At 67.4% G+C, this 22,927-nt stretch carries 32 protein-coding genes and 1 tRNA gene; 10 read left to right on the top strand and 23 right to left on the bottom strand.

Translation table 11 applies throughout. From position 1 onward, the window contains the following. Positions 1 to 5: 5 nt before the first annotated feature. The 17 genes from rpsE to rplC all read right to left on the bottom strand — a co-directional run bounded on the left by rpsE (position 6) and on the right by rplC (position 8,282). A complete protein-coding gene (rpsE, locus tag KBY78_RS01965) occupies positions 6 to 665 on the bottom strand; it encodes a 30S ribosomal protein S5 (protein WP_006173340.1) in 660 nt (219 codons plus the stop codon). 13 nt (positions 666 to 678) lie between these two features. Next, a complete protein-coding gene (gene rplR, locus KBY78_RS01960; protein WP_006173341.1) occupies positions 679 to 1,044 on the bottom strand; it encodes a 50S ribosomal protein L18 in 366 nt (121 codons plus the stop codon). A gap of 32 nt (positions 1,045 to 1,076) precedes the next feature. Then, positions 1,077 to 1,616: a 50S ribosomal protein L6 gene (gene rplF, locus KBY78_RS01955; RefSeq protein WP_006173342.1), complete on the bottom strand. Its 540-nt coding sequence runs from the start codon at positions 1,614 to 1,616 to the stop codon at positions 1,077 to 1,079. Positions 1,617 to 1,631: 15 nt separating this feature from the next. After that, a complete protein-coding gene (gene rpsH / locus KBY78_RS01950) occupies positions 1,632 to 2,033 on the bottom strand; it encodes a 30S ribosomal protein S8 (RefSeq protein ID WP_006173343.1) in 402 nt (133 codons plus the stop codon). Between the two features lie 20 nt (positions 2,034 to 2,053). Beyond that, the gene (rplE, locus tag KBY78_RS01945) at positions 2,054 to 2,593 is read right to left on the bottom strand and encodes a 50S ribosomal protein L5 (RefSeq protein WP_006173344.1); all 540 of its coding nucleotides are present in this window, start codon (positions 2,591 to 2,593) and stop codon (positions 2,054 to 2,056) included. An 85-nt stretch (positions 2,594 to 2,678) separates the two neighbouring features. Next, positions 2,679 to 3,035 (bottom strand): 50S ribosomal protein L24, encoded by a 357-nt coding sequence (rplX, locus tag KBY78_RS01940; RefSeq protein WP_037981180.1) that lies wholly within the window; start codon positions 3,033 to 3,035, stop codon positions 2,679 to 2,681. Between the two features lies 1 nt (position 3,036). Then, positions 3,037 to 3,402, bottom strand: a complete 366-nt coding sequence (gene rplN, locus KBY78_RS01935) for a 50S ribosomal protein L14 (protein WP_006173346.1) — start codon at positions 3,400 to 3,402, stop codon at positions 3,037 to 3,039. Positions 3,403 to 3,414: 12 nt separating this feature from the next. Further along, entirely contained in the window at positions 3,415 to 3,666 is a 252-nt protein-coding gene (gene rpsQ / locus KBY78_RS01930) for a 30S ribosomal protein S17 (RefSeq protein ID WP_006173347.1), read from the bottom strand. Positions 3,667 to 3,683: 17 nt separating this feature from the next. After that, positions 3,684 to 3,899, bottom strand: a complete 216-nt coding sequence (gene rpmC / locus KBY78_RS01925) for a 50S ribosomal protein L29 (protein WP_006173348.1) — start codon at positions 3,897 to 3,899, stop codon at positions 3,684 to 3,686. A 4-nt stretch (positions 3,900 to 3,903) separates the two neighbouring features. Beyond that, positions 3,904 to 4,365, bottom strand: coding sequence for a 50S ribosomal protein L16 (gene rplP / locus KBY78_RS01920; RefSeq protein WP_037981181.1), 462 nt, complete (start codon positions 4,363 to 4,365; stop codon positions 3,904 to 3,906). A 16-nt stretch (positions 4,366 to 4,381) separates the two neighbouring features. After that, positions 4,382 to 5,110, bottom strand: coding sequence for a 30S ribosomal protein S3 (gene rpsC / locus KBY78_RS01915; protein WP_006173350.1), 729 nt, complete (start codon positions 5,108 to 5,110; stop codon positions 4,382 to 4,384). A gap of 19 nt (positions 5,111 to 5,129) precedes the next feature. Further along, positions 5,130 to 5,489, bottom strand: a complete 360-nt coding sequence (rplV, locus tag KBY78_RS01910) for a 50S ribosomal protein L22 (RefSeq protein WP_006173351.1) — start codon at positions 5,487 to 5,489, stop codon at positions 5,130 to 5,132. A gap of 13 nt (positions 5,490 to 5,502) precedes the next feature. Beyond that, positions 5,503 to 5,778 carry a 30S ribosomal protein S19 gene (rpsS, locus tag KBY78_RS01905; protein WP_006173352.1) on the bottom strand — a complete coding sequence of 92 codons (276 nt, stop codon included), beginning with the start codon at positions 5,776 to 5,778 and terminating at the stop codon, positions 5,503 to 5,505. A gap of 35 nt (positions 5,779 to 5,813) precedes the next feature. Then, positions 5,814 to 6,677 (bottom strand): 50S ribosomal protein L2, encoded by an 864-nt coding sequence (rplB, locus tag KBY78_RS01900; RefSeq protein WP_006173353.1) that lies wholly within the window; start codon positions 6,675 to 6,677, stop codon positions 5,814 to 5,816. 15 nt (positions 6,678 to 6,692) lie between these two features. Continuing rightward, complete coding sequence (locus tag KBY78_RS01895) at positions 6,693 to 6,995, bottom strand: 50S ribosomal protein L23 (protein WP_094555099.1); 303 nt, start codon at positions 6,993 to 6,995, stop codon at positions 6,693 to 6,695. After that, entirely contained in the window at positions 6,988 to 7,623 is a 636-nt protein-coding gene (gene rplD / locus KBY78_RS01890) for a 50S ribosomal protein L4 (RefSeq protein ID WP_006173355.1), read from the bottom strand. The genes KBY78_RS01895 and rplD overlap by 8 nt, the downstream gene beginning before the upstream one ends. Before the next feature lie 11 nt (positions 7,624 to 7,634). Beyond that, positions 7,635 to 8,282: a 50S ribosomal protein L3 gene (gene rplC, locus KBY78_RS01885; RefSeq protein ID WP_006173356.1), complete on the bottom strand. Its 648-nt coding sequence runs from the start codon at positions 8,280 to 8,282 to the stop codon at positions 7,635 to 7,637. 415 nt (positions 8,283 to 8,697) lie between these two features. Here rplC and KBY78_RS01880 point away from each other — a divergent pair, with 415 nt between their 5' ends. From KBY78_RS01880 to recA, 6 genes are all read left to right on the top strand, one after another. Further along, positions 8,698 to 9,159: an NAD(P)H-quinone oxidoreductase subunit N gene (locus KBY78_RS01880; RefSeq protein WP_006173357.1), complete on the top strand. Its 462-nt coding sequence runs from the start codon at positions 8,698 to 8,700 to the stop codon at positions 9,157 to 9,159. After that, a complete protein-coding gene (locus KBY78_RS01875; protein ID WP_255142099.1) occupies positions 9,149 to 10,204 on the top strand; it encodes an LdpA C-terminal domain-containing domain in 1,056 nt (351 codons plus the stop codon). Before KBY78_RS01880 ends, KBY78_RS01875 begins: the two co-directional genes overlap by 11 nt. Positions 10,205 to 10,230: 26 nt before the next feature. Beyond that, positions 10,231 to 11,925: an AAA family ATPase gene (locus tag KBY78_RS01870; RefSeq protein WP_255142097.1), complete on the top strand. Its 1,695-nt coding sequence runs from the start codon at positions 10,231 to 10,233 to the stop codon at positions 11,923 to 11,925. Positions 11,926 to 12,082: 157 nt separating this feature from the next. Further along, a tRNA-Gln gene (locus KBY78_RS01865) sits at positions 12,083 to 12,154 on the top strand. Between the two features lie 17 nt (positions 12,155 to 12,171). Further along, entirely contained in the window at positions 12,172 to 12,921 is a 750-nt protein-coding gene (locus KBY78_RS01860; RefSeq protein WP_255142096.1) for an HAD family hydrolase, read from the top strand. A 179-nt stretch (positions 12,922 to 13,100) separates the two neighbouring features. Further along, the gene (gene recA / locus KBY78_RS01855) at positions 13,101 to 14,300 is read left to right on the top strand and encodes a recombinase RecA (RefSeq protein WP_006173361.1); all 1,200 of its coding nucleotides are present in this window, start codon (positions 13,101 to 13,103) and stop codon (positions 14,298 to 14,300) included. A 17-nt stretch (positions 14,301 to 14,317) separates the two neighbouring features. Here recA and KBY78_RS01850 read toward each other — a convergent pair whose 3' ends face one another. The 3 genes from KBY78_RS01850 to KBY78_RS01840 form a co-directional block, all read right to left on the bottom strand. Then, entirely contained in the window at positions 14,318 to 14,698 is a 381-nt protein-coding gene (locus KBY78_RS01850; RefSeq protein ID WP_255142095.1) for a DUF1815 family protein, read from the bottom strand. Positions 14,699 to 14,785: 87 nt separating this feature from the next. Continuing rightward, on the bottom strand, positions 14,786 to 15,031 hold the full coding sequence (locus KBY78_RS01845) for a DUF2839 domain-containing protein (RefSeq protein WP_255142107.1): 246 nt from the start codon (positions 15,029 to 15,031) through the stop codon (positions 14,786 to 14,788). A gap of 70 nt (positions 15,032 to 15,101) precedes the next feature. After that, positions 15,102 to 16,535, bottom strand: a complete 1,434-nt coding sequence (locus KBY78_RS01840) for a helicase (RefSeq protein WP_255142094.1) — start codon at positions 16,533 to 16,535, stop codon at positions 15,102 to 15,104. 42 nt (positions 16,536 to 16,577) lie between these two features. Between KBY78_RS01840 and KBY78_RS01835 the strand changes: the two genes are divergently transcribed. Next, on the top strand, positions 16,578 to 17,459 hold the full coding sequence (locus KBY78_RS01835; RefSeq protein ID WP_255142093.1) for a prephenate/arogenate dehydrogenase: 882 nt from the start codon (positions 16,578 to 16,580) through the stop codon (positions 17,457 to 17,459). Here KBY78_RS01835 and crtD read toward each other — a convergent pair. After that, positions 17,456 to 19,009 carry a C-3',4' desaturase CrtD gene (crtD, locus tag KBY78_RS01830; protein WP_255142092.1) on the bottom strand — a complete coding sequence of 518 codons (1,554 nt, stop codon included), beginning with the start codon at positions 19,007 to 19,009 and terminating at the stop codon, positions 17,456 to 17,458. The genes KBY78_RS01835 and crtD overlap by 4 nt on opposite strands. Before the next feature lie 25 nt (positions 19,010 to 19,034). On the opposite strand from crtD, the gene KBY78_RS01825 reads away from it, so the two are divergent. Next, positions 19,035 to 19,970 carry a fructosamine kinase family protein gene (locus tag KBY78_RS01825; RefSeq protein WP_255142091.1) on the top strand — a complete coding sequence of 312 codons (936 nt, stop codon included), beginning with the start codon at positions 19,035 to 19,037 and terminating at the stop codon, positions 19,968 to 19,970. 26 nt (positions 19,971 to 19,996) lie between these two features. On the opposite strand, the gene KBY78_RS01820 is transcribed toward KBY78_RS01825, so the two are convergent. Then, positions 19,997 to 20,377 carry a CAAD domain-containing protein gene (locus KBY78_RS01820; RefSeq protein WP_006173368.1) on the bottom strand — a complete coding sequence of 127 codons (381 nt, stop codon included), beginning with the start codon at positions 20,375 to 20,377 and terminating at the stop codon, positions 19,997 to 19,999. 73 nt (positions 20,378 to 20,450) lie between these two features. Here KBY78_RS01820 and KBY78_RS01815 point away from each other — a divergent pair, with 73 nt between their 5' ends. Then, a complete protein-coding gene (locus KBY78_RS01815; protein WP_255142106.1) occupies positions 20,451 to 20,933 on the top strand; it encodes a M67 family metallopeptidase in 483 nt (160 codons plus the stop codon). 50 nt (positions 20,934 to 20,983) lie between these two features. Further along, entirely contained in the window at positions 20,984 to 22,156 is a 1,173-nt protein-coding gene (gene moeB / locus KBY78_RS01810; protein ID WP_006173370.1) for a molybdopterin-synthase adenylyltransferase MoeB, read from the top strand. Positions 22,157 to 22,180: 24 nt separating this feature from the next. On the opposite strand, the gene KBY78_RS01805 is transcribed toward moeB, so the two are convergent. Then, positions 22,181 to 22,927: cob(I)yrinic acid a,c-diamide adenosyltransferase (locus tag KBY78_RS01805; RefSeq protein ID WP_255142090.1), on the bottom strand; the 747-nt coding region annotated here is incomplete at its 5' end.

Here is a 22,927-nt window from a genome sequence, read left to right as displayed (position 1 = left end):
GGGGCTCAGGAGTAAATCTGCTCGAGGGAGATGCCCCGTTCCTTGGCCGTCTCCTTGTGGGTGCGCAGAGACTGCAGCGCCTGAATGGTGGCGCGGGCGTTGTTGAGGGGGGTCTTGCTGCCAAGGCGCTTGGCCAGCACGTTCTTGATCCCGGCCAGTTCCAGCACCGTACGGATCGAGCCGCCCGCGATCACACCGGTACCAGGGGCCGCGGGGCGCATCAGGATGCTGGCGGCGCCGTCGACACCATGGCCGTCGGTGGGGATCGAGCTGGTGCGGGTCAGGGGCACCTTGACCAAGTGCTTCTTGCCATCGGCCACGCCCTTGCGCACGGCGCCGATCACATCACCCGCCTTGCCAACGCCCACTCCGACCTGGCCGCGCTCGTTGCCGACCACGACGATGGCGCGGAAGCTCATCTTCTTGCCGCCTTTGACGGTCTTGGAGACACGACGGATCTGGACCACCCGCTCCTGCCATTCGGAGTCGCGCTCCTGGCCGCGGCGGTTGTCACCCCGGCGGCCACCGCCACCGCGGCGGTCACCACCGCCGCCACCGCGGTTGCCGCCGCCGCGGCGTTCCTGCTGGCCTTCGGTGGCAGCAGGAACACCTACGGCCGCGGAGGGCACGTCGCTGGATCTGGTCTGTTCGTTGGTTTCGGTCATGGTTGGAGGCGGTTCAGAACTGAAGGCCCGCTTCCCGGGCGGCATCGGCGAGGGCCTTGACCCGGCCGTGGTACAGGTTGCCACCGCGGTCGAAGACCACCTGCTGGATGCCCTTGGCGATGGCACGGGTAGCCAGCAGCTGACCAACGGCGACGGACGCGTCACAGCAGGCGCTGGACTCGAGGCTGCTGCGCAGATCCTTGTCGAGGGTCGACGCCGCACAGAGGGTGGTCTGGGCCGCGTCGTCGATGACCTGGGCGTAGATGTGGTTGTTGGAGCGGAACACGGCCAGCCGCGGACGGTCGGAGGTTCCGTTGAGATGGCGACGCAGACGGCGGTGACGCTTCTGGGTCTGCTGTTTTCTGGAAAGGGTGGACATGGCAGTACAGGGTGGGAACGCTCAGGCAGGCCTCATTTCTTACCGGTCTTGCCGGCCTTGCGCAGGATGCGCTCGCCCGCGTACTTGATGCCCTTGCCCTTGTAGGGCTCGGGCGGCCGGATGGCGCGGATCTTGGCGGCTTCATTGCCCACCAGCTCCTTGTCGGCCCCGGACACCATCACCTGGGTGGTGCCTTCGACCGTGAAGCTCACGCCCTCGGGGGGATTGACCTCCACGGGATGGCTGTAGCCGGCGCTGACCACGAGCTTGCGGCCCTGGACCTGGGCGCGGTAGCCCACGCCGATGATCTCGAGCTTGCGGGTGAAGCCCTGGCTGACGCCCTCGACCATGTTGGCGACGAGGGTGCGGCAGAGGCCGTGACGCTCCCGGGAACGGCGGCTTCCGTTGGACGGGGTGACCAGCAGGGTGTTCTCCTGCTGGCTGACCACCACACCATCGGGAAGGGTGCGGCTGAGCTCACCCTTTGGACCTTTGACCGTGACCGCCAGACCAGCCAAGGTGACGTTCACCTTGTCGGGGATGGGGATCGGCGCTTTACCAATACGAGACATGGATCGACTCCCTGATCAATAGATGTAGCAAAGCACTTCACCGCCGACGCCCTGCTTGCGGGCATCACGGTCGCTCATCACCCCTTTGGAGGTGGAGATGATCGCCACACCAAGGCCACCGAGGACCTTGGGAAGCTGACGGGTGTTTTTGTAGATGCGCAGGCCAGGCTTGCTCACCCGTTGCACCGAGCGGATGGTGGGCTGACGATGCTTGCCGCTGTACTTCAGCTCGAGCACGAGGAAGCGTTCGACGCCTTCTCCCTCCTCGCTGATCTGGGCGATGAAGCCTTCGTGCTGCAGCACCTTGGCGATGCTGTGTGAGAGGCGTGAAGCGGGCACTTTGGTGGTCTGGTGCTTCTTCTCACTCGCATTGCGGATGCGGGTGAGCATGTCGGAAATCGGGTCGTGATTGGCCATGGTTGGGATCCGAGGAGGGCTCAGTTGCTGCGGAACGGCATTCCCATCTCGCGGAGGAGGGCCCGGCCCTCTTCGTCGTTGCGGGCGCTGGTCACGATGGTGATGTCCATGCCACGGATGGCGTCGATTTTGTCGTAGGAGATTTCGGGGAAGATGATCTGCTCCCGCACCCCCAGGGTGTAGTTGCCACGCCCGTCGAAGCTCTTGGGGCTGACCCCGCGGAAGTCGCGGATGCGTGGCAGGGCCAGGTTGATCAGGCGCTCCAGGAAGGCATACATCCGATCTCCCCGCAGGGTGACGGCCACGCCGATCGGCATGCCCTGGCGAATCTTGAAGCCGGCGATGGCTTTCTTGGCGCGCGTCACCACCACCTTCTGTCCGGTGATCGTGGCCAGCTCGCTGATCGAGGCTTCAAGAGCCTTGGCGTTCTGGGCGGCTTCGCCAAGTCCCCTGTTGACGGTGACCTTCACCACCTTGGGGACTTCATGGATGTTCGAGAGAGTGAGATCCTTGAGCAACTTGGGCTGGATCGTCTCCCGATAGCGCTGTTTGAGTGACATGGCGGGGATGGGGGAATGCGCTTCTGGGCGTTGTCAGAAAGCGGACGGGGGTGCGTTCAGCGATGGGAGCGGTCGTTCTTGCCCTTCAGGCAAGAACTTCACCCGTCTTCTTGAGGCGGCGCTTCTTGGTGCCGTCGGCTTCGACGACGAGCTCCACGCGGCTGGGAACGTTGTTGGCGGTGGAGAACACCATCACGTTGGAGGCGTGGATGGAAGCCTCCTCGGTGAGGATCCGGCCGGATTCGCCTTCTTGGGTGGGCTTCATGTGGCGGGTGCGCAGGTTGATGCCCTGCACGACCACACGGTTCTCGTCGGGAAGGGTGCGCAGGACCTCACCGGTCTTGCCCTTGTCCTTGCCGGCAATCACCTTGACGGTGTCACCCTTGCGGATGCGCATCTTGACCCTTTGAACGGGCCTGGCTTTTGGGGTGGCTGTGGCCATCTCAGATCACCTCCGGGGCGAGAGACACGATTTTGGTGAAGTTGCGCTCCCGCAGTTCCCGGGCTACGGGTCCGAACACCCGGGTGCCTTTGGGGTTGTTGTCGGTGCCGAGGATCACGGCGGCGTTGTCGTCGAAGCGGATCGCATTGCCGGTGTCGCGGCGCAGGGTGGCCCTGGTGCGAACCACCACAGCCTTGACCACATCCGACTTCTTGACACCCATGTTGGGCATGGCGTCCTTGACGGCAGCCACGATCACATCACCCACGTGGGCATAGCGACGGTTGGTGCCCAGCACTCGGATGCACTGGATGCGCTTGGCCCCGCTGTTGTCAGCGACGTTGAGGAAAGTTTCCTGCTGAATCATGGTGGGATCTCCTCAGCTCGCGCCGGATGTGGTGAAAACCTCGGCCACAGCCCAGCGTTTGGTGCGACTGAGGGGACGGGTTTCGGTGATGCGGACCCGATCACCCACGCGACAACGGTTGTCCTCGTCGTGGGCTTTGTAACGGGTGGTGCGGCTGACGGTCTTCTGGTAGATGGGATGGGGGAAGCGGTTTTCAACCGCCACCACCACCGTTTTGTCCATCTTGTCGCTGACGACGACGCCGACCCTTTCCTTGAGTGCCATAGGTGGTGTGGGGGGGATCAGGAGGCGGAGGGGGCGGAGCTCTGACGCTCCTTCTGCACCGTCAGCAGGTGGGCCAGCTTGATGCGGCTTTCCTTGAAGCGGTGAGGATGCTCCAGGCGGCGGGTGGCCTGCTGGAAGCGCAGGTCGAAGAGATCGCGGCGGCAGGCGTTGATCTGTTCGCTGATTTCGGCGTCGGTGAGCTTGCGCACCTCGGCGATGTCAGGACGGGCCATGGGTTCAGGACTCCACAGGAACGGTGGTCTCCGGTTCGACCGCGCTCGCCTGCTCGTCAAGGGCCAGGAACTTGGTCTTGATGGGCAGCTTGTACTGAGCCAGGCGCATGGCCTCCTTGGCAATGGCTTCGGTGATTTCGGCACCGCCCATTTCAAAGAGAATGCGACCTGGCTTGATCACGGCCACCCAGAACTCGGGGTTGCCCTTACCGGAACCCATGCGGGTTTCGGCTGGGCGCATGGTGACGGGCTTGTCGGGGAAGATCCGGATCCAGATCTTTCCGCCCCGCTTGACGTAGCGGGTCATGGCCCGGCGGCTGGCCTCAATCTGGCGGGAGGTGATCCACCCGCATTCCTGGGCCTGCAGCGCAAACTGACCGAAGGCAATGGTGTTGCCTCGGCTGGCGACACCGCACATGCGGCCTCGCTGCTGTTTGCGGAATTTGACGCGACGTGGACTCAGCATGGTTCAGGCTTCCTGCTCACTCCTCGTTGGAGCGGTCTTCGAACTGTTGGGGCCGGCGATTGGCGCGGCGCCGTGGTGCTGCCCCGACGGGGAGTTTTTCCTGTTGACCAGGAAGCACTTCACCTTTGAACACCCACACCTTGATTCCCAGCACCCCGTAGGTGGTGGTCGCCACCTTGGTGGCGTAATCGATGTCGGCGCGGAGGGTGTGCAGCGGAACCCGGCCTTCCCGGGTCCATTCGGTCCGGGCGATTTCGGCGCCATTGAGGCGCCCACTCACCTGGATCTTGAGGCCGAGCACGCCGGCCCGCTGGGCCCGCTGCACGGTCATGCGCATGACCCGGCGGAACGCCACCCGCTTCTCCAGCTGCTGGGCGATGTACTCGGCCAGCAGGAAGGCATCGGCGTCGACCCGCTCCACTTCCACCACGTTGATGCGCACCTGGCGGTTGCGATCACCGACGGTTTTCTGAATGCCGGCGCGCAGTTCCTCGATGCCGCTGCCCTGGCGTCCCACCAGCACACCGGGCCGGGCCGTCTTGAGCTCGACCTCCAGCTGGTCGGCCTTGCGGGCGATCAGCACATCGCTGATTCCGGCTGAGGCGTACTTCTTGTGAATGAAGCAGCGAATCCGGTCATCCTCCTGGAGGAGGGTCGGATAGGTCTTGCTGGGGGCGTACCAACGGGAGCGGTGGTCCTGGGTGATCCCCAGGCGCAGGCCGGTTGGATGGATCTTGTGTCCCATCGGGCGGTGTCCTCGGGGGTCAGGCGGAAGGAGCCACAGCAATGCTGATGTGGCAGGTTTGTTTTTTGATGGCGTAGGCACGGCCCTGGGCCCGTGGCCGGAAGCGCTTCAGGGAGGGACCCATGTCGGCGCTGGCGGTGCTGATCACGAGCGAAGCCGGGTCGAGACCCATGTTGTGCTCGGCGTTGGCCACCGCGGAGCGAAGCACCTTGGTGATCGGTCCGGTGGAGCGGTAAGGCATGAACTCGAGCAGGATCAGCGCTTCGCGGTAGGTGCGGCCGCGGATCTGATCGAGCACCCGACGCACCTTGGATACGGAACCGCGGATGTAGCGGCCGTGGGCGCGGGCTTCTTGGCTGGGGGAGGTGGTGTTGGCCATGGTGATTCGCTCCTTAACGGGCACCTTTTTTGTCTTTGATGTGGCCCCGGAAGGTGCGGGTGGGGGCGAATTCCCCCAGCTTGTGGCCCACCATCTGCTCGGTCACGTAGACCGGCACATGGCTTTTGCCGTTGTGAACGGCAATGGTGTGGCCGATCATCATCGGCAGGATGGTGGAGGCCCGTGACCAGGTCTTGATCACGGTCTTGTCACCAGCGCTGTTCTGCGCTTCGACCTTGCGCAGCAGATGGTCGGCGACGAAGGGTCCTTTTTTGAGTGAACGTCCCATAGCGAATCAGGCAGACAGCATTGCGGTGTTGAGCATCAGGAATCCCGTCCGCCACGGCTCCGCTTGGAGGTGCGGCGACGCTTCCGCAGCACAAACCGATTGCTGGGCTTGTTGCGTTTGCGGGTTTTCAGGCCCAGGGCGGGTTTGCCCCAGGGGGTGACAGGACCGGAACGGCCGATCGGAGCCCGGCCTTCACCACCACCATGGGGGTGATCGCAGGGGTTCATCACGCTGCCGCGCACCTGGGGACGGCGCCCGAGCCAGCGGGTGCGGCCGGCCTTGCCAAGGCTGGTGTTGCGCACTTCAGCGTTGCCCACTTCGCCCAGGGTGGCGAAGCACTCACGTCGCACCAGGCGAACCTCGGTGGAGGGGAGCTTGAGAGCGACGTAGTCGCCTTCCTTGGCCATCACCTGGGCGCTGGCACCGGCGGTGCGCACCATCTGACCGCCGCGGCCGGCGTAAAGCTCGACGTTGTGGACGCTGGAGCCCAGAGGAATGGCCGAAAGCGGCAGGGCGTTGCCCACTTCAATCGGGGCCTCGGGCCCTGAGACGACCGTCTGGCCCACCGTGATTCCAGCGGGAGCCAGGATGTAGCGCTTCTCACCGTCGGTATAGAAGAGCAGCGCCAGCCGCGCATTGCGGTGGGGGTCGTAATGGATGGCGGCCACCCGGGCGACCACGCCGGTTTTGTCGCGACGGAAGTCAACGAGCCGATAGAGGCGCTTGTGGCCGCCGCCGCGGTGGCGGCAGGTGATCACACCGCGGTTATTGCGACCTTTCTGGCGGTGTTTGGCCACCACCAGCGAACGCTCGGGACGGCGCTCGGTGACTTCACTGAAGTCGCTGGAGGAGCGGCCGCGGGTGCCGGGGGTGTAGGGGCGGTAGTTGCGGATTGCCATAACGATTCAGACCCCTCAGGCCTCTGGGAACAACTGGATGGCATCGCCAGGGGCGAGGCGCACCACGGCTTTCTTCACCTGGGCGCGCTTGCCGGCGAAACGGCCGACCCGCCGACTGCGGCGGGGGGGATTCATGGTGCTCACCCCGACCACATGCACATCGAACAGATGTTCGACGGCAGCCTTGATGTCGGGTTTGGCGGCCCGGGGATCCACTTCGAACGTGTACTGGTTGAGTTCCAGGGCACGGGTGGCTTTTTCGGTAATCAGCGGCTTGCGGATCACGTCCGCGAGCCGGCCATTGAAACGTTCAGTCATCGCCGTAGATCTCCTGAATCTTCGCCAGTGCCTCTTCGCTCAACACCAGCACATTGGCGTGGAGCAGGTCGAACACGTTGAGCTGATCAGCGGCGATCAGCTTCACCTTTTCAAGGTTCCGCACCGAGCGGCGCACCACGTCGCCGGGGGCATCGAGCACCAGCAGCACCTTGCTGCCGGCCGGCACGTCCCAGCGATCGAGGGCCGCCACGATCTCCTTGGTTTTGGGGACCTCAAGATCGGCGGCGAAGCCCTTCACCACCAGGATGTCGGCGGCGCGGCTGATCAGGGCGGTGCGCAGGGCCAGACGGCGTTCCTTGCGGTTCATCGCCAGGGTGTAGCTGCGGGGCTTGGGCCCGAAGATCACACCACCACCGGGGCGCAGCGGGGTGCGGATCGAGCCCTGCCGGGCCCGGCCGGTGCCTTTCTGCTTGTAGGGCTTGCGGCCACCACCACGGACCTCGGCCCGGGTGAGGGTGCTGGCGGTGCCCTGTCGGGCATTGGCCAGCTGCCTCACTACCGCCCTGTGCACCAGGTCGGCGGCGGAGGATTTCTTGGCGACCTTCAGGTCAAGGCTGGCCTCACCGGCCTCCTTGCCCTGCCAATCGCGAACAACACAATTCACCATCTGATTTCTCCTCAGTTCGCGGCCTTGGCGCCGACCCGCAGGGCGGGTCGGATGCTGAGCAGGGCGCCGGGCTTGCCGGGCACCGAACCCTTCACCACCAGCAGGTTGCGCTCATGGTCCACCTTGAGGATGGTGAGGCCGCGGGTGGTGATCTGCTTGCCGCCGTAGCGGCCCGCCATGCGCTTGCCCGGATAGACGCGGCCAGGCGTGGTGCCGGCACCGGTGGATCCGGGTTCGCGGTGGTTCTTGGAGCCGTGGCTCATCGGCCCGCGGCTGAAGCCATGGCGCTTCTGGTAACCGGAGAAGCCCCGGCCGACCGTGTCGCCGCTCACGTCCACCTTCTGTCCGGCTTCGAAGGCCTCGACGGTGATGGACGCACCGAGCTCAAGGCCATCAAGGGACTCGAGGCGGTATTCCTGCAGGTGACGCAACAGCTCGTCGCCCGACTTCGCCAGGTGACCGGCTGCAGGTTTGTTCACGAGCTTGTCGCGGGTCTCACCGAAACCGATCTGGGCGGCGCTGTAGCCGTCGGTGGCGGGAGTCTTGAGTTGGGTGATGCGGCAGGGGCCCGCCTCGATCACGGTGACCGGGATGGATTTGCCGTTGGGGTCGAAGAACTGAGACATGCCCAGTTTCTTCCCAAGGATGCCGAAGGACATAGGAGGGAGAAACGCCAGCAGGACAGAGGCGCGCACGGGGGTGCGAACCACTTGAGACTGAATCGTGCAGACGCGCTGGGCCAGAAATCTGGCTCCGAATCAACCGGGAGGCAGGACCTCCGGGGGTGGGTTCGGTTGGGCTAGCGGTTGGCGAAACAGTTGGCTGGGACTTGTCCGCTCCTGCTGGGCAGGGTGGCAGTATCCCGGCGGTTCAGGCGTTGCGCGGAGCAAACCGGCAAACCTGGCCGCACTGGCCAGAAGAGACCGTCGCCAGCGACGATCCCGTGCACAGCTCTGGAGGCCCGGCTAGCGGTCGGGCGCAGATCAGATGCACAAGCGATCACCATACCCCACGACCTCCACCCACCTCCCTGACTCCCTGCCAGACTGCCGACACCAGTTCTGAAGCTTCCCCATGCCTCTGCTGCTCTCCGGTCGTCGCTTCCGCCAGGACCTGGAGAAGGCCGGCGCTCTGGCCCTCTATGCCCCCCTGGAAGGAGGTGCCGAGACCCGCTTGCTGCGGCGCCTGCGGGCGGCCGGCTATGGCGCCCAGATCACCTCGGCCCGGGGCCTTGGCGACCCTGAGGTCTTCCTGTTCCAGAGCCACGGTGTTCGGCCGCCCCACCTCGGCCACCACAGCATCGGTCGCGGGGCCGCCGTGGGCGAGGTGCAACGGGTCATGCCCCAGTTGGGGGCCCTGCTGGAGGGCGTCAAGCCAATGGTGTTGTGGCTGCTGGAGGCCCAGGTGCTCTCATCGGCCGAGCTGCAGTCGCTCTGCGCGCTCACCAGGCGTGAGCCCCGGCTGAAGATCGTGGCGGAGCTGGGCGGCTCCCGCAGCCTGCGCTGGACGCCGCTGGAGCAGATGGTTGCCGCCTGAGCAGGCTCTGGCCTGCGGTCGCTGGGTCAAGTTGATCTGCGGGGCCAGCAATCAGGACCTCGCCTCCATCGAAGACCTCTGCGGCCTCTATGCACTAGCCGGGGTCCACTGCATCGACGTGGCCGCCGATGACGCCGTGGTGGCCGCTGCCCGCCGTGGCCTGCGCTGGGCCCGTGAGCAGCGGCCTCAGCTGAGTGCCCCCTGGCTGATGCTCAGCCTCAGTGACGGCGAAGATCCCCATTTCCGCAAGGCCTGGTTTGATCCCAGCCGCTGTCCGGCTGACTGCCCCAGGCCCTGCGTCCGAGTCTGTCCCGCCGGAGCGATCCCGGCCGGGTCCGGTGTGACCAGGGAACGCTGCTACGGCTGTGGCCGCTGCTTGCCCGCCTGCCCCCACGGCCTGATCGAGGCCCAGAGCCATGGGCTCGACGCTGCGGCCGTGCCGGAGCTCCTCGCCCGCTTGCGCCCGGATGCGGTGGAGATCCACACCGGCCTGGGCCGGGGAGAGGCCTTCGCCCGGAGGCTGGAGCAGGTGGCGGCCTCTGGCCTGCCCTTGCGGCGTCTGGCCGTGAGTTGTGGCCTCGAGGCCGGCGCTGGCGCTGCTGGGGCCCACGCCGGTGCGAGCCCGTCGGCCCTGGCCAGCGAGCTCTGGCAGCGGTTCGTCCTGCTGCGCCGCCATCGCTTCCGGCCCCTCTGGCAACTCGATGGCCGCCCGATGAGCGGCGATGTGGGTGAGGGCACGGCCCATGCCGCCGTCAACCTGCTGCTCGCACTGCGGCCGCTGGCGCCCCCGGGGCCTCTGCAACTCGCAGGTGGCACCAACGGCCGCAGCCTGCCACTGCTGCGCCAGCGCAGCGGTTGCTCCCAGGCCGCCCGCAGAGCCGCCGCCGGGGTGGCCTTCGGCGGCCTGGCCCGCCGGCTGCTTTCCCCCCTGGTGCTGGAGGCGGAGAGCCGCGGCCGGCGTCTGCTCGATGAGCCGGCCCTCTGGCCCCGGGCCCTGGCGCTGGCGCAGGAGCTCGTCTCACCCTGGCTGGCCGCCGATGGCTAGAACGTCGAAGCAGAGGGGCCGTGTCCATGCCCAGTCCAAGCGTTGCCTCCACTGGCGAGGCTGCCCGGCCAATCACGCCCCAGCGGATCACCGACGATCTCGACCGCCTGCTGGAGGTGCTGCCCGAGCGGGTCGGTGAAGCGCTGGCAAGCCCGCTCAGCCGTGATCAGTTGCTGGAGGTGGTGCTCGACCTGGGCCGTTCCCCAGAAGCCCGCTATCCGGGCCGTGCCCAGCTGCTGGATCAGCGGCCGATTGACCGGGCCGATCTGGCGGCGGTGGTGCAACGGCTCGGGTCTTTCGGTGGCGATAACCGGGCCGGCATCGAGCGCACCCTGCACCGCATCAGTGCGATCCGTAACCGCGGCGGGGAGGTGGTCGGACTCACCTGCCGAGTGGGCCGGGCCGTGTTCGGCACAGTGGCGATGGTGCGAGACCTGCTCGACAGCGGCCAGTCGCTGCTGCTGATGGGACGCCCCGGCGTGGGCAAGACCACGGCCCTGCGGGAGATCGCCAGGGTTCTGGCCGACGACCTGGAGCGGAGGGTGGTGGTGATTGACACCAGTAACGAGATCGCCGGCGACGGCGACATCCCTCATCCCGCCATCGGCCGGGCCCGGCGCATGCAGGTGGCGCGGCCTGAGCAGCAGCATCAGGTGATGATCGAGGCGGTGGAGAACCACATGCCCGAGGTCATCGTGATCGATGAGATCGGCACCGAACTCGAGGCCCAGGCCGCCCGCACCATTGCCGAGCGCGGCGTGATGCTGGTGGCCACGGCCCACGGCAACGAGCTGGCCAACCTGATCAAGAACCCCACCCTTGCCGATCTGATCGGGGGCATTCAGTCGGTCACCCTGGGGGATGAGGAGGCCCGCCGGCGCGGCTCCCAGAAGACTGTGCTGGAGCGCTGCGCCGACCCCACCTTCCCCCTGGCGGTGGAGATGCACAGCCGCAGCCGCTGGCTGGTGCACCGCGATGTGGCCCGCACCGTCGACCAGCAGCTGCGGGGGCAGCCGGTCCGCCCTCAGGTCCGTGAGCTGGGCAGCGACGGACGGCTGCGTCTCAATGATCCCGAGCCCGGTCCTCCCTCCCCCCGGATGCCGCGCCGTGGTCTGGTGGCGGCCGGGGACAGCCCTGCTCCAAGCCCGGCCCTGGCGCCGGTGCCCCTGCCTGATCCCGAGCTGCTCCCACCCCATCGACGCTCGGCACCACCCGCCCCTGCGGCCCCTCCCCTGCGCCTCTATTGCTGTGGGGTCAGTCCCCAGTTGCTGGAGCAGGTGGTGCGTAGCCGCCAGCTGCCCGTGCAGCGCGCCAGCCAGGTGGAGGAGGCCGACGCGGTGCTCAGCCTGCGTCAGCAGCTGGGCCGTGAACCCCAGGTGCGCAGCCAGGCCCTCGAACAGCATGTGCCGATCCTGGTGATCAAGGCCGACACTCTTCCCCAGATCCAGCGGGGTGTGGAGCGGTTGCTGCGCCGTCGCGGCGGTGATGGGTCAGGCGTCTCCACGGGGCCTGCCAGCGCCCCTGACGACGCCCATGGCGCCATGGAGGAATGCCGTCTCGCGGTGGAGCAGGTGGTGCTTCGCCAGGGCCGGCCAGTGGAGCTGCTGCCCCGCAGCCCGTCGGTGCGCCGAATCCAGGCTGATCAGGTGAACGGTTACGGCTTGCGCAGTGCCGAATTCGGCAGTGGCGACCTGCAGCGGCTGCGGGTCTTTCCCCCCTGAATCGGCCCGGCCAGAGGGAGCGGGTTCGCCACCGGCACCCAGAGATTGACGAAGGTCGTCCCGCTGTGGGTAACTAACAAGGCAACCGGCCAAGCGCCCGACCAACCCGGATCCATCCGCATGGATCGCCTGGATTGGGAGGTCGCCGCTGGAGCTTTGGGCCGTCGCCAAGTGGTAAGGCAGCGGGTTTTGGTCCCGCCATTCCTAGGTTCGAATCCTAGCGGCCCAGTTCTGAGAGATCCCTGCGTGACCCCCAGCCCTCTGCTGGTGTTCGATTTTGATGGCGTCCTTGTCGACGGCATGGCGGAGTACTGGTGGGCGGCCCGCCAGGCGGCCCTGAGGCTGCGGCCGGATCTCAACCTGCCCGAGCAGGCGCCCGCCGCCTTCGTCCGGCTTCGCCCGCTGATCCACAAGGGCTGGGAGATGGTCCTGGTGGCCGCGGAACTGGCCCTCAGCTCCAGTGACCTCACCGCCCCGGGTGCGGCTTATGGCCCCGCCCTGGCTCCGGCGCTCTCGCACTGGGGCTGGAGTCCCGAGATCTTGCAGACCAGCCTCGAAGCGGTACGCCGGGACGCCATTGCGGCCGATCGTCCCCACTGGCTGGCCCTGCACCGCCCCTACCCCGAAGTGCCGCAGCGGCTGCGGTCCCTTGCTGCGGAGGGGGCCGACTGGGCCGTGCTCACCACCAAGGGCGGGGCCTTTGCCCGGGAGCTGCTGGCGGCCCAGGGCCTCGCCCCTTTGCACACCTTCGGCCACGAGGACGGCAGCAAGCCTGAGGTGCTGCTGCGCCTGCGTGAGTTGCAGCGACCGCTCTGGTTCATCGAGGACCGCCGGCCCACGCTCGAGGCGGTGCGTGCCACGGCCGGACTGGAGGCGGTGCGCTGCTTCCTGGTGAGCTGGGGCTACCTGGGGCCCCACGACCTGATCGACCTGCCCGAGGGCCTGGCGCTGCTGGAGCCGGCGACCTTCGCGGCCCCCTTGGCGGCGTGGCCCTGATCCGCTAGCGTACGCCTGTACTAATTCTGGGTTGCCCGGCGCCAGGGGGCGCAGCCGCTGTTTCGCCACCGCCTTGATACATCCAGCGGCTTTGGTGGCACCTGTAGCTGTGAGGCCGCACGGCGACATCCCCCCAGGGTCCGTCCCTCTCCGGTCCGTTCCTTCGTTCTCTTCTGACCATGCCTGCCGACTCCAAGAGCACCGACCTCAGGGCTGCCCAGCCCCGCTCCTCGAGCGGGACGGCAGCCGGGGCGGCCGAGCGCGACAAGGCTCTCAACCTCGTCCTCGGCCAGATCGAGCGCAACTTCGGCAAGGGCTCGATCATGCGCCTGGGGGATGCCTCCCGGATGCGGGTGGAAACGATGCCCACCGGTGCCCTCACCCTGGATCTGGCCCTCGGCGGCGGGTATCCCAAGGGCCGGGTGGTGGAGGTCTACGGGCCGGAGAGTTCCGGCAAGACCACCCTCACTCTCCATGCCATCGCCGAAGCGCAGCGCCGCGGTGGTGTGGCCGCCTTCGTGGATGCCGAGCATGCGCTCGATCCGGTCTACGCCGCGGCTCTTGGGGTCGATGTGGAGAACCTGCTGGTCTCTCAGCCCGACACCGGTGAAATGGCCCTGGAGATCGTCGATCAGCTGGTGCGGTCCGCCGCGGTCGACATCGTCGTGGTCGACTCGGTGGCAGCCCTGACTCCCCGTGCCGAGATCGAGGGGGAGATGGGGGACCTGGCGGTGGGCAGCCAGGCACGGCTGATGAGCCAGGCGATGCGCAAGATCACTGGCAACATCGGCAAGTCGGGCTGCACGGTGATCTTCCTCAACCAGCTGCGCCAGAAGATCGGCGTCACCTACGGCAATCCCGAAACCACCACCGGCGGCAACGCCCTCAAGTTCTACGCCTCGGTGCGGCTCGACATCCGCCGCATTCAGACCCTCAAGCGCGGCACGGAGGAATACGGCATTCGCGCCAAGGTGAAGGTGGCGAAGAACAAGGTGGCGCCCCCGTTCCGCATCGCTGAGTTCGACATCCTTTTCGGTCGTGGTATCAGCACACTGGGCTGTGTGATCGACCTGGCCGAGGAGACCGGTGTGGTGATCCGCAAAGGTGCCTGGTACAGCTACGGCGGCGACAACATCGGTCAGGGCCGCGACAACACGATCAACTGGCTGGAGCAGAACCCCGAGCAGAAGGAGCAGATCGAGGCCGAGGTTCGGCGGAGGCTCACTGAGGGAGCTGATGTGACGGCCAATTCGCTCAAACCACTGGCAGCGGCTGCCGCCAAACTGGCCGCCACCAGCTCCGCCGCTTCGTCGGCATCGGAATCGAGTGAATCAGCGCTGGACTCCGGGGCTACCGCTCTGGAATCTGCCGCCAGCTGAGATCAGCGCAAGCGGGCTCAGATCAGGGGCGCTTCCAGTCTGCTGGCCTCGGGCTCGTGCCCGGGGGTTGCAGGAGTTGACGCGGACGGCTGGGCCTGTTGCAGGAACGTGGCGACCCGCTGAAGTTCCTGGATGGCCTCGGCGCCTTCGAGCTTCACCAGTTCGCAGCCGTTGCGTGATTCCACCCAGCTGATCCCGAAATCGGAGACCAGAAAGCGCACCATGTGGGCATCCCCGAGGTCGGCCACGAAAGAGGCTCCATGACCATCACGGCCATCACCGCAGACGTAACAGGTCGCCACGAGGCCTTTGCGCTGCAGGCTATTGGCTAGAGCCTGCAGGCTCATCACCAGGTCCAGCACCACGGAGCGGTACTGCTCAGCGAGGCGGGGAAACATCGGCCAGCTCAGGATTTGAGGTGATCCCAAGGGTTTCTTCCAAGTTTTGCTGTGGCTTTATGTCGGTGTGGGCAAAGACGCACCCGATCAATCGGTGAGGGTCCACCAGCCGGCGGCCGGTCCGATGAAGCGCACCGTGATCCAGAACAGCACCAGGGCCGCGATTCCCACCCAGGCCCCCTGGGTGGAGACCTGAACGAAGTGGTCGGCCTGGCGGCGGGTCAGGGGAAGCCAGGGGGCCAGCCGTGGGGAGGTGTCCTTGGCCGAGCCTGGCTGCTTCTGCGGCCCGCGGGGTGGCAATCCCTGCTCTGAGCGGCGTTTGGCCTCTCCCATGCTTACCGGCGGCGTCCTGGCGGCAACCAGGGTACGGGCTTCCATTGCGGCTTCTGGATCCGGGTCGGTTTCAGAGCGGCAGCAACCTGTTCAGGGCCACCCAGGGCTCCAGGGCGCTGAGCACCTGGTGTCCCCAGCTGCGGCTGCGCAGGCGTCCGTCCAGCACAGCCAGCCGCCCGCCGCCCCGGCGCAGCCCCGCCAGCGCCAGCTGGAGACGGGTCATGGCCTCCGGTAGCAGCAGCTCCCGGAACCAGTCGCGGCCGGCCTGGCGCAGCCGGTTGACCCGGGCTGCCGTGAGCGGGTCTTCGAGGCTGGCGATCGGCAGCGGACCGACGATCACCTGGCGAGGCAGCGGCAGCCGCCCCTGGTGTTCCAGCCACCACTGCCAGCCGCAGCAGATCACCCCATTGCTCTCCGGTGCCGTGGTTTCGTGGCCCACCCGGCGGCCGAACTCCGCCGCCAGGGCGCTGGCGAGGCTGAGCCGCTGGGAGTGCTCATCCACCAGCACGATCGTCAGACCGCTCTGGCCCAGCACCAGCCGCCGGCAGTGATCGAGCAGATGGGTGCCGAAGTGCGGGCTGTTGGGGAAGGGTTGGCCCAGGGGGGCATAAAGGGGCAGCGGATCGGAGAGGGGCGGATCCGAGAGGTTCACGCTCACCTGCGGGTTGATGCCGGCCAGGGCGGCATTGCGTCCGAACTGGCCCACCAGCACGGCGCCGCGGTTGTGGAGCAGGCCCTCCATGGCCTCCAGGGGCTCGAGCGGCTGGCGGTGCAGGCGCCACTGCAGCAGCTCCCGGTCGACACTGGACCAGCTGGTCCAGCCAGGTCCAACGGCGGACCGCCAGAGCTGCCAGGCCTCCGGCAGCGGGCCGAGCAGCGCCAGCAGATGCCGCAGTGGGGCTTCCTCCTCGGGGCTGATCGGCACCAGGCCAGAGGGGGTTGGGGGATGGGCGAAGATCCGCCGGCTCATGCGCTCATGCAGGGCCAGAAGGCTGGGTTCGGCGCTTGGCAACACCCTTCGCAGACGCTCCCAGTCGCTGTTCTCGATCGGACGGTCGAGGGACTGGCGCAACTGCTGGTGCAGCCGCTCGGCCTCCGGCACCACCAGTTGCCGCTCCCCCAGCTGGCCCTGGCGCCAGGCCAGCTCCAGCTCGGCGTGGCTGAGCAGCCAGAGCGGGGACTCAGCGGGGGGGGCGGCAGATCCTTCCCAGCAGGGAAGTTGCAGGCCCACGGCCTTCAGCCGGGGCATCTCCACCTGCTGCAGGCGCCGGCGCAGGGGGTCGCTCACCACCAGGGCGATCGGAGTTTCCCCCAGGGCCAGGGGAACCAGCAGGCCCACCAGCCAGTCTGGGTCGCTGCCCGGCGCCAGGCGCACCAGGGTGTGATCAGCGCGCCGCAGGCTGCGCGCCACCAGCCGGCTCATGGTCAGGTGGTGCGGCCAGCGGATGCCGCCCTCCTGGCGCAGGAGCTGCTTGAGCTGCTGGTGGGCGCGGGCTTCCAACATCGCGGAATCGTAGGAAGGTGGGGCCAGTGGGCCGTACCAGCGATGACAACCCTCTGGCAGGAGCGACCGGTGGGGGTGGTGGGTCTGGGCTTGATCGGCGGCTCGATCGGCCTTGACCTGATGGCCCTTGGCGTTGATGTGCGCGGGTTGGTTCACCGCCAGGCCACGGCGGAGCGGGCCCGGCAACGGGGCCTGGCCCGCCAGGTGAGCACGGATCCTGGGGTGCTCACGGGCTGTGCGCTGGTGCTGCTGGCCCTCCCGCTCGATCAGCTGCTGGATCCCTCGCCGGATCTGCTGGCGGCCTTGCCGAAAGAGGCGGTAATCGCCGACCTGGCCTCGGTGAAAGCGCCGGTGCTGGCGGCCTGGGAGCCGCTCGTTCCCCGCTTCGTGGCCACCCACCCAATGGCCGGCACCGCAGCGGCCGGTGTGGAGGCGGGCCTGCCGAATCTGTTTTGCGGTCGGCCCTGGGTGGCCACCCCCACAGGTCACACCGACCCGGAGGCACTGGCGCAGATCCGCGCTCTGGCTGGCGCGATAGGGGGGCGATGGCTGGAGTGCGACGCCCAGGACCACGACCGGGCCGTGGCCCTGATCTCCCACCTGCCGGTGCTGGTGAGTGCTGCCCTGCTGCGGGCAGCGCAGCGGGGTGCAGAGGCGGCGCCCCATGGGGCGATGCCGCAGCTGGTGCGCGCCCTGGCCTCCAGCGGCTTCGCCGACACCACCCGGGTGGGTGGCGGCAATCCAGAACTGGGCACCCTGATGGCACGGAGCAACAGGGCCGCCGTGGCCGAGGCGCTGGGACACTACCGACAGGCCCTCGATGGTCTTGAGGCCCTGCTCGAGCGGCAGGACTGGGATGGGCTTGCCAAGGAACTGGAGGGCTGCCGGGCCCTGCGGCCGGAGTTTCTCTGCCCCCCGGCCTAGGGCAAGGCCAGGTCTTTTCCCCGAGCCTGCAGCAGTTGCCTGCTGGCCATCAACGCCGAAAGGCTCACCCCCGCGGTGCCCTCGCCCGGGTGGATGCTGTCGCCGCAGAGCCAAAGCCCCGGCAGTGGGGTGCGACTGGCCAGGCCGAAGGGCCCGAAGCGGGAGGGGTGCTGCCCCAGCCCGCCCACGAAGCCGAAGGGCCGCCCGGTCCAGCGGGCAAATCCCCGGGGTGTTGCCAGTTCCCGGTGACGCCAGTCCGTGGCGTCGAGCCCCAGGTTCAGCTCCAGGCCGTTCTGGATCTGGGCCATGGCCTCAGCCTTGGCCAACGCATAGGCCTCCCTCTCCAGCTCCAGCCAGGGGCGCGCCGGGGTGAACACGCTGGCGATCACCGTGGCCTGCCCGGCTGGCGCCCGCCCATCCCCCTCGCGGCTCACCGACACGAAGAGAGACCCTGGATCCGCCCAGTCGATCTGCAGATGGGCCGGACACCCCTCTGGCAGCAGGGCGCGCTCAACGGCGCCATAGAACACCAGCGCCCCACTGGGGTCGGGGAAGCCGCTGATGCGCTCGCGGTAGGCCCCAGGCATCGCCTCCCCCAGCAGATCGGTCAGGGCCTGGGGGGGCAGTGCCACCACCACATCACGGCTGAGGCGGGTGAAAGGGCGCCCGCCCGGCCCCTGACCCCGCACGGACCAGCCCTGCGGTTGCGCCGGCTGCAGACTCGTGACCCGATGGCGCAACCGCAGCTCGCCGCCCAGGGCGGCCAGGGCGGTTTCGAAACTTGTGCTTGGTGTTTGCATCGAGCCCTGCAGGTGCCACAGGCCTAGCGGCGCCTGGGCTATGGTCAGCACGCTGACGCCGTAGAGGGCGGGAGTGCCCTCGGCCGGTTCCTGGGAGTAGAGGCGCAGTTGCAGATCGAGGAAGCGCCGCAGGCGCCGATCGCTGCTGCAGCCGCTCAGGCGCAGCAGGTCGGCCACGCTGGCGAGGGCCAGGGCCCCGCTGGCGAGATTGGCGGGCCTCAGTGCCCCCAGCAACTGTCCCAGGTCCCAGAGGCTGCGGGGAGGCAGCACCGGATTGCGCCCCGCGAACGACCAGTTGGCCCCATGCAGTGCGGCGCACAGGCTCCAGAAGCGTTCGCTGCCAGGGAACTGCCGTTGCCGCTCCTGGTGCCAGCGCTGGGGATCACGCCACAGGCTGACGGGCGGCTGGCCGTCGCAGAGATCCACCACGCAACCTGGATCGAGCGGAGTGGCCGCCGGCGCCTCGACCCCCAGATGTCGGAACAGCCGGTCATGGATGCCCCCGGGCTCCAGCCCCGCCACCTGGGTGGCTCCCACATCGAAGACATAGGCGCCACGGCGAAAGGTGCCGGCGCAGCCCCCCGTCTGGTGGTGGGCCTCCAGCAGCTGCACCGAGAGACCCTCCCGGGCCAGCAGCGCGGCGGCGCTCAGCCCGGCGATGCCGCCGCCGATGACTGTCACATCCAGCAGTGGTGCATCCGTAGGGGAGGGGCTGACGGCCAAGCGCTGAGCGGCAGGAGCGGCCGGCATGCTGGCAGGCGTGGCATGGCCTGCGATGCGCGAACCCTGGGTGCGTTGGCTGGAGGAGACCCTTGGCCAGGACGTGGAGCGGTGCCGGCCCGTCGGCGGCGGCTGCAGTCACAGCGCCTGGGCCCTGGAGCTCGCCGGTGGCAGTCGGCTGTTTGCCAAAACGAACCAGGCCCAGCTCCTGCCCGTGCTGGAGGCGGAGATGGAGGGGCTGCTGGCCCTGGCTGCGGCAGCGGGAGCTGAGCTGGTGGTGCCCAGGCCTCTGCACTGCGCTCTGGCGGGCTCCAAGGCCCTGCTGGTGATCGACTGGTTGGACCTGCTCGGTGGTGGATCAGGTTCCGGTGCTGTTGGAGGAACGGCCGCAAAGGCTGAGCTGGTCTGGGAGGCGGCCGGGGCAGCTCTGGCACGGTTGCACCGGCGCAGTTCCGCCTCCACCTCCCCCGGCTTCGGTTGGCCGCGCGACAACTACATCGGCAACTCCCTTCAGCCCAATCGCTGGAGCCAGGACTGGGGACGCTTTTTTGCCGGGCAGCGCCTGGGCCCGCAACTGAAGCTCGCCGAGCGCTCGGGGCGGTCGCTGAAGGGAAGCCGGAGGCTGCTGGAGCTCACTCCAGAGTGGCTGAATGGCCATGGCGCCGTTCCCTGCCTGGTGCACGGCGATCTCTGGGGAGGCAATGCCGCCCGGATGGCCCTCAGCTCGATCACCCCGGGCTCAGCCGGGGTGGCCTTGTTTGATCCCGCCGTCTACCTGGGGGACAGGGAAGTTGATCTGGCCATGGCCCAGCTCTTCGGTGGGTTCTCGCCCGCCTTCTTCAGCGGCTACGACGGGGAATGGCCCAGGCCTGCCGGCCATTCCCAGCGTCGCCGCCTTTACGACCTCTACCACCTGCTGAACCACGCCAACCTGTTCGGAGGGGGCTACTGGGGACAAGCCCAGAGCTTGATCGCCGAGCTGGTGGACTGACCGGACTGTGTCCTGGATGCTCCGCTTCAGCCCAGGTATTCCTGGCGCAGGGCCTGAAATTGAGACACCACACCGGCGCGCTTCTCGCTGGTGCTGAGGTTCTTCCAGCTCCATTGGCCCACCACCACCAGACCGAGGAGCTCCAGCAGGCCTGGCACCACCGGCAGCAGGTTGATGGTGTCGAGAACCCCTTTGATCAGCACCTGGGCCACGATCACCGCCAGCAGGATGCCAACGCCCTTGCCGATCCGGCTGATCTGCGACCAGTCCACCTGATCCAGGGTCTGGTTGACCTTGGAGAGGATCTCGCCGTAGCGCTCACTGAAGTTGGCGCCAGCTTCGCTCTCCGCCCATGAAGTGCCGGCCTCGGTGGTCGTCGGCTCCTGTTCGGTGGTTGCGTCGCTCATCAATGGAGTGGCGATGGTGTGAGAGTCAAGGGCTCAAGGTATCGGCATGGGCAGCGGCTTGCCAGCGGGTTTGGTGGTTGATTCGCATCAGCTGACCGTTCTGCGGGCCGTGCTGGCTGCCGTGGCACCCCAGGAGGGTTGCGCTCTGCTGCTGGGGGAGCCCGCTTGCTCAGGCCTGGGTGCGCCTGCCTCCGCTCGTCTTCAGCTCATCTGGCCTTGCCTGAATGTCTGGCCGCAGATCGAGCAGCGCTGTGAGCGTTTCGCCATCGACCCGCGCGAGCAGTTGCTGGCCCAGAAGTGGGGACGGCGGCGCGGCTGGCAGGTGCTGGGCACGGCCCACAGCCATCCCAGTTCGGCGGCGATTCCCTCCCCCACCGATTGCGCCTGGGCTTTCCCTCCGGCCTTGATTCTGATCCTTGGCGCCTCAGCAGAGGTGCGCGCCTGGTGGATCGCGGAGTCGGACGCTGATCCCTCCGCCCTGCCGGCTGCTCGGGAACTGGCACTGGTCACACCGGTTGTCTCGCCATCTCCGGGGGCCGAGGATTTGGGAGAGTAGGGAGAGGGCCGCCCGGCGCGGTCCCTTCTGCGGCCCCGGCCTTTTCGACCATGCTTCCCCCCGACATCAGCGGCGTCCAGCTCAGTCCCGACGAGGTGGCCCGTTTCTCCCGCCACCTGATCCTGCCGGAAGTTGGCATGGTCGGGCAGAAGCGCCTCAAGGCTGCCTCCGTGCTCTGCGTGGGCACCGGTGGGCTGGGATCCCCGCTGCTGCTTTACCTGGCCGCTGCCGGCGTGGGCCGCCTCGGCATCGTCGACTTCGACGTGGTGGATCACTCCAACCTTCAGCGCCAGGTGATCCACGGCACCAGCTGGGTGGGCAAGCCCAAGATCGAATCGGCCAAGGCGCGCATTCTCGAGATCAACCCCCACTGCCAGGTGGATCTCTACGAAACAGCCCTCACCAGCGAGAACGCACTCGAGATCATCGAGCCCTACGACCTGGTCTGCGACGGCACCGACAACTTCCCCACCCGTTACCTGGTCAACGACGCCTGCGTGCTGCTGGGCAAGCCCAATGTCTATGGCTCGATTTTCCGCTTCGAGGGGCAGGCCACGGTCTTCAACCTCGATGCAGAAAGTCCCAACTACCGCGATCTCTTCCCCGAGCCGCCGCCGCCGGGCATGGTGCCCTCCTGCGCTGAAGGCGGTGTGGTGGGCGTGCTGCCCGGCATCATCGGCGTGATTCAGGCCACCGAGGCCGTGAAGATCATCACCGGCATCGGTACCACCCTCAGCGGCCGGCTGCTGCTCTTCGATGCCTTGGCCATGAAGTTTCGCGAGCTGAAGCTGCGGCCCAATCCCGAGCGGCCGGTGATCGACAGGCTCATCGACTACCAGGAGTTCTGCGGTGTGGGTGGCACGGCGCCAGGCCAGGAGGAGGCTGGCAGCGTGCCCAGCATCACCGTGGCTGAGCTCAAAACCGTCATCGACGGCCAGCTGGAGGAGATCCTGCTGCTGGATGTGCGCAATCCCCCAGAAGCTGACATCGCCGTGATTCCGGGTTCGGTGCTGATGCCCCTCGATCGGATCGAGAGCGGCGAGGCCATTGAAGATGTGCGTCGGCTGGCCGAGGGCAAACGGCTCTACGTGCACTGCAAGCTGGGAGGGCGCAGCGCCAAGGCCCTGCTGGCCCTGGGCCGCCATGGCATTGAAGGGGTGAACGTGAGTGGCGGCATCCAGGCGTGGAGCGAGCAGGTGGACCCTGCCGTGCCGATCTACTGAGTGCTTGGGTGATTCACCCCACCTTCAGTAATCCACCCCGCGTTTGAGGTCGACGCCACGCTCGGCGTAGTGCTTGTGGCAGACCATCTCAGAGTGCACGCTGGCCAGATCGAAATAGGCGGGGGGATTCTTGCAGCGTCCTGTGATGATCACCTCCGTTTCTGCTGGTTTGCGTAGCAGGGTCTGCATGATCGGTTCAACCGGCAGCAGCTCGAGATCAACGGTGGGATTGAGCTCATCGAGGATCACCGTTTTATAGAGCCCGCTGGAGATGGCGGCCCGGGCGATTTCCCAGGCCCGCTCCGCTTCGACATAGTCAATGGGCTGCTGTTGTCCTCTCCAGACGATGGCATCGCGGCCTGATCGGAGATGATCCACCAGGTGAGGGTAGCTTTCGCGTAAAGCGGCGATTGCCGCATCTTCGGTGTAACCACTACCGCCCTTGAGCCACTGCAGGATCAGCACGCGGTGGCTCTTGTCCTGGCTGATGCCCCGGCCGATCGCCTGCAGGGCCTTGCCCAGGGCACTGGTGGATTTCCCCTTGCCTTCGCCGGTGTAGATCTCGATGCCGGCGATGCCGGCGCTGTCGTTGGCCTCGCGCCGGTGGGCCCTCATCTCAGAGTGCAGATCGGCGAGCTGCACCAGCGACCGCGGCGCGCCCCGGCCGGTGACGATCACCTCCATTCTCGCCGGCTTGGCGGCGAGGGTGCGCACCACCTCCTCCACCTCCAGCAGGCCGAGGTCGAGCACCGGGCTGAGTTCATCCAGCAC

Source organism: Synechococcus sp. EJ6-Ellesmere (assembly GCF_024345875.1).
Classification (GTDB): Bacteria; Cyanobacteriota; Cyanobacteriia; order PCC-6307; family Cyanobiaceae; genus Regnicoccus_A; species Regnicoccus_A antarcticus.
The sequence above is the reverse complement of the archived record's forward strand: the minus strand, read 5'-3'. Positions and strand labels throughout refer to the sequence as shown.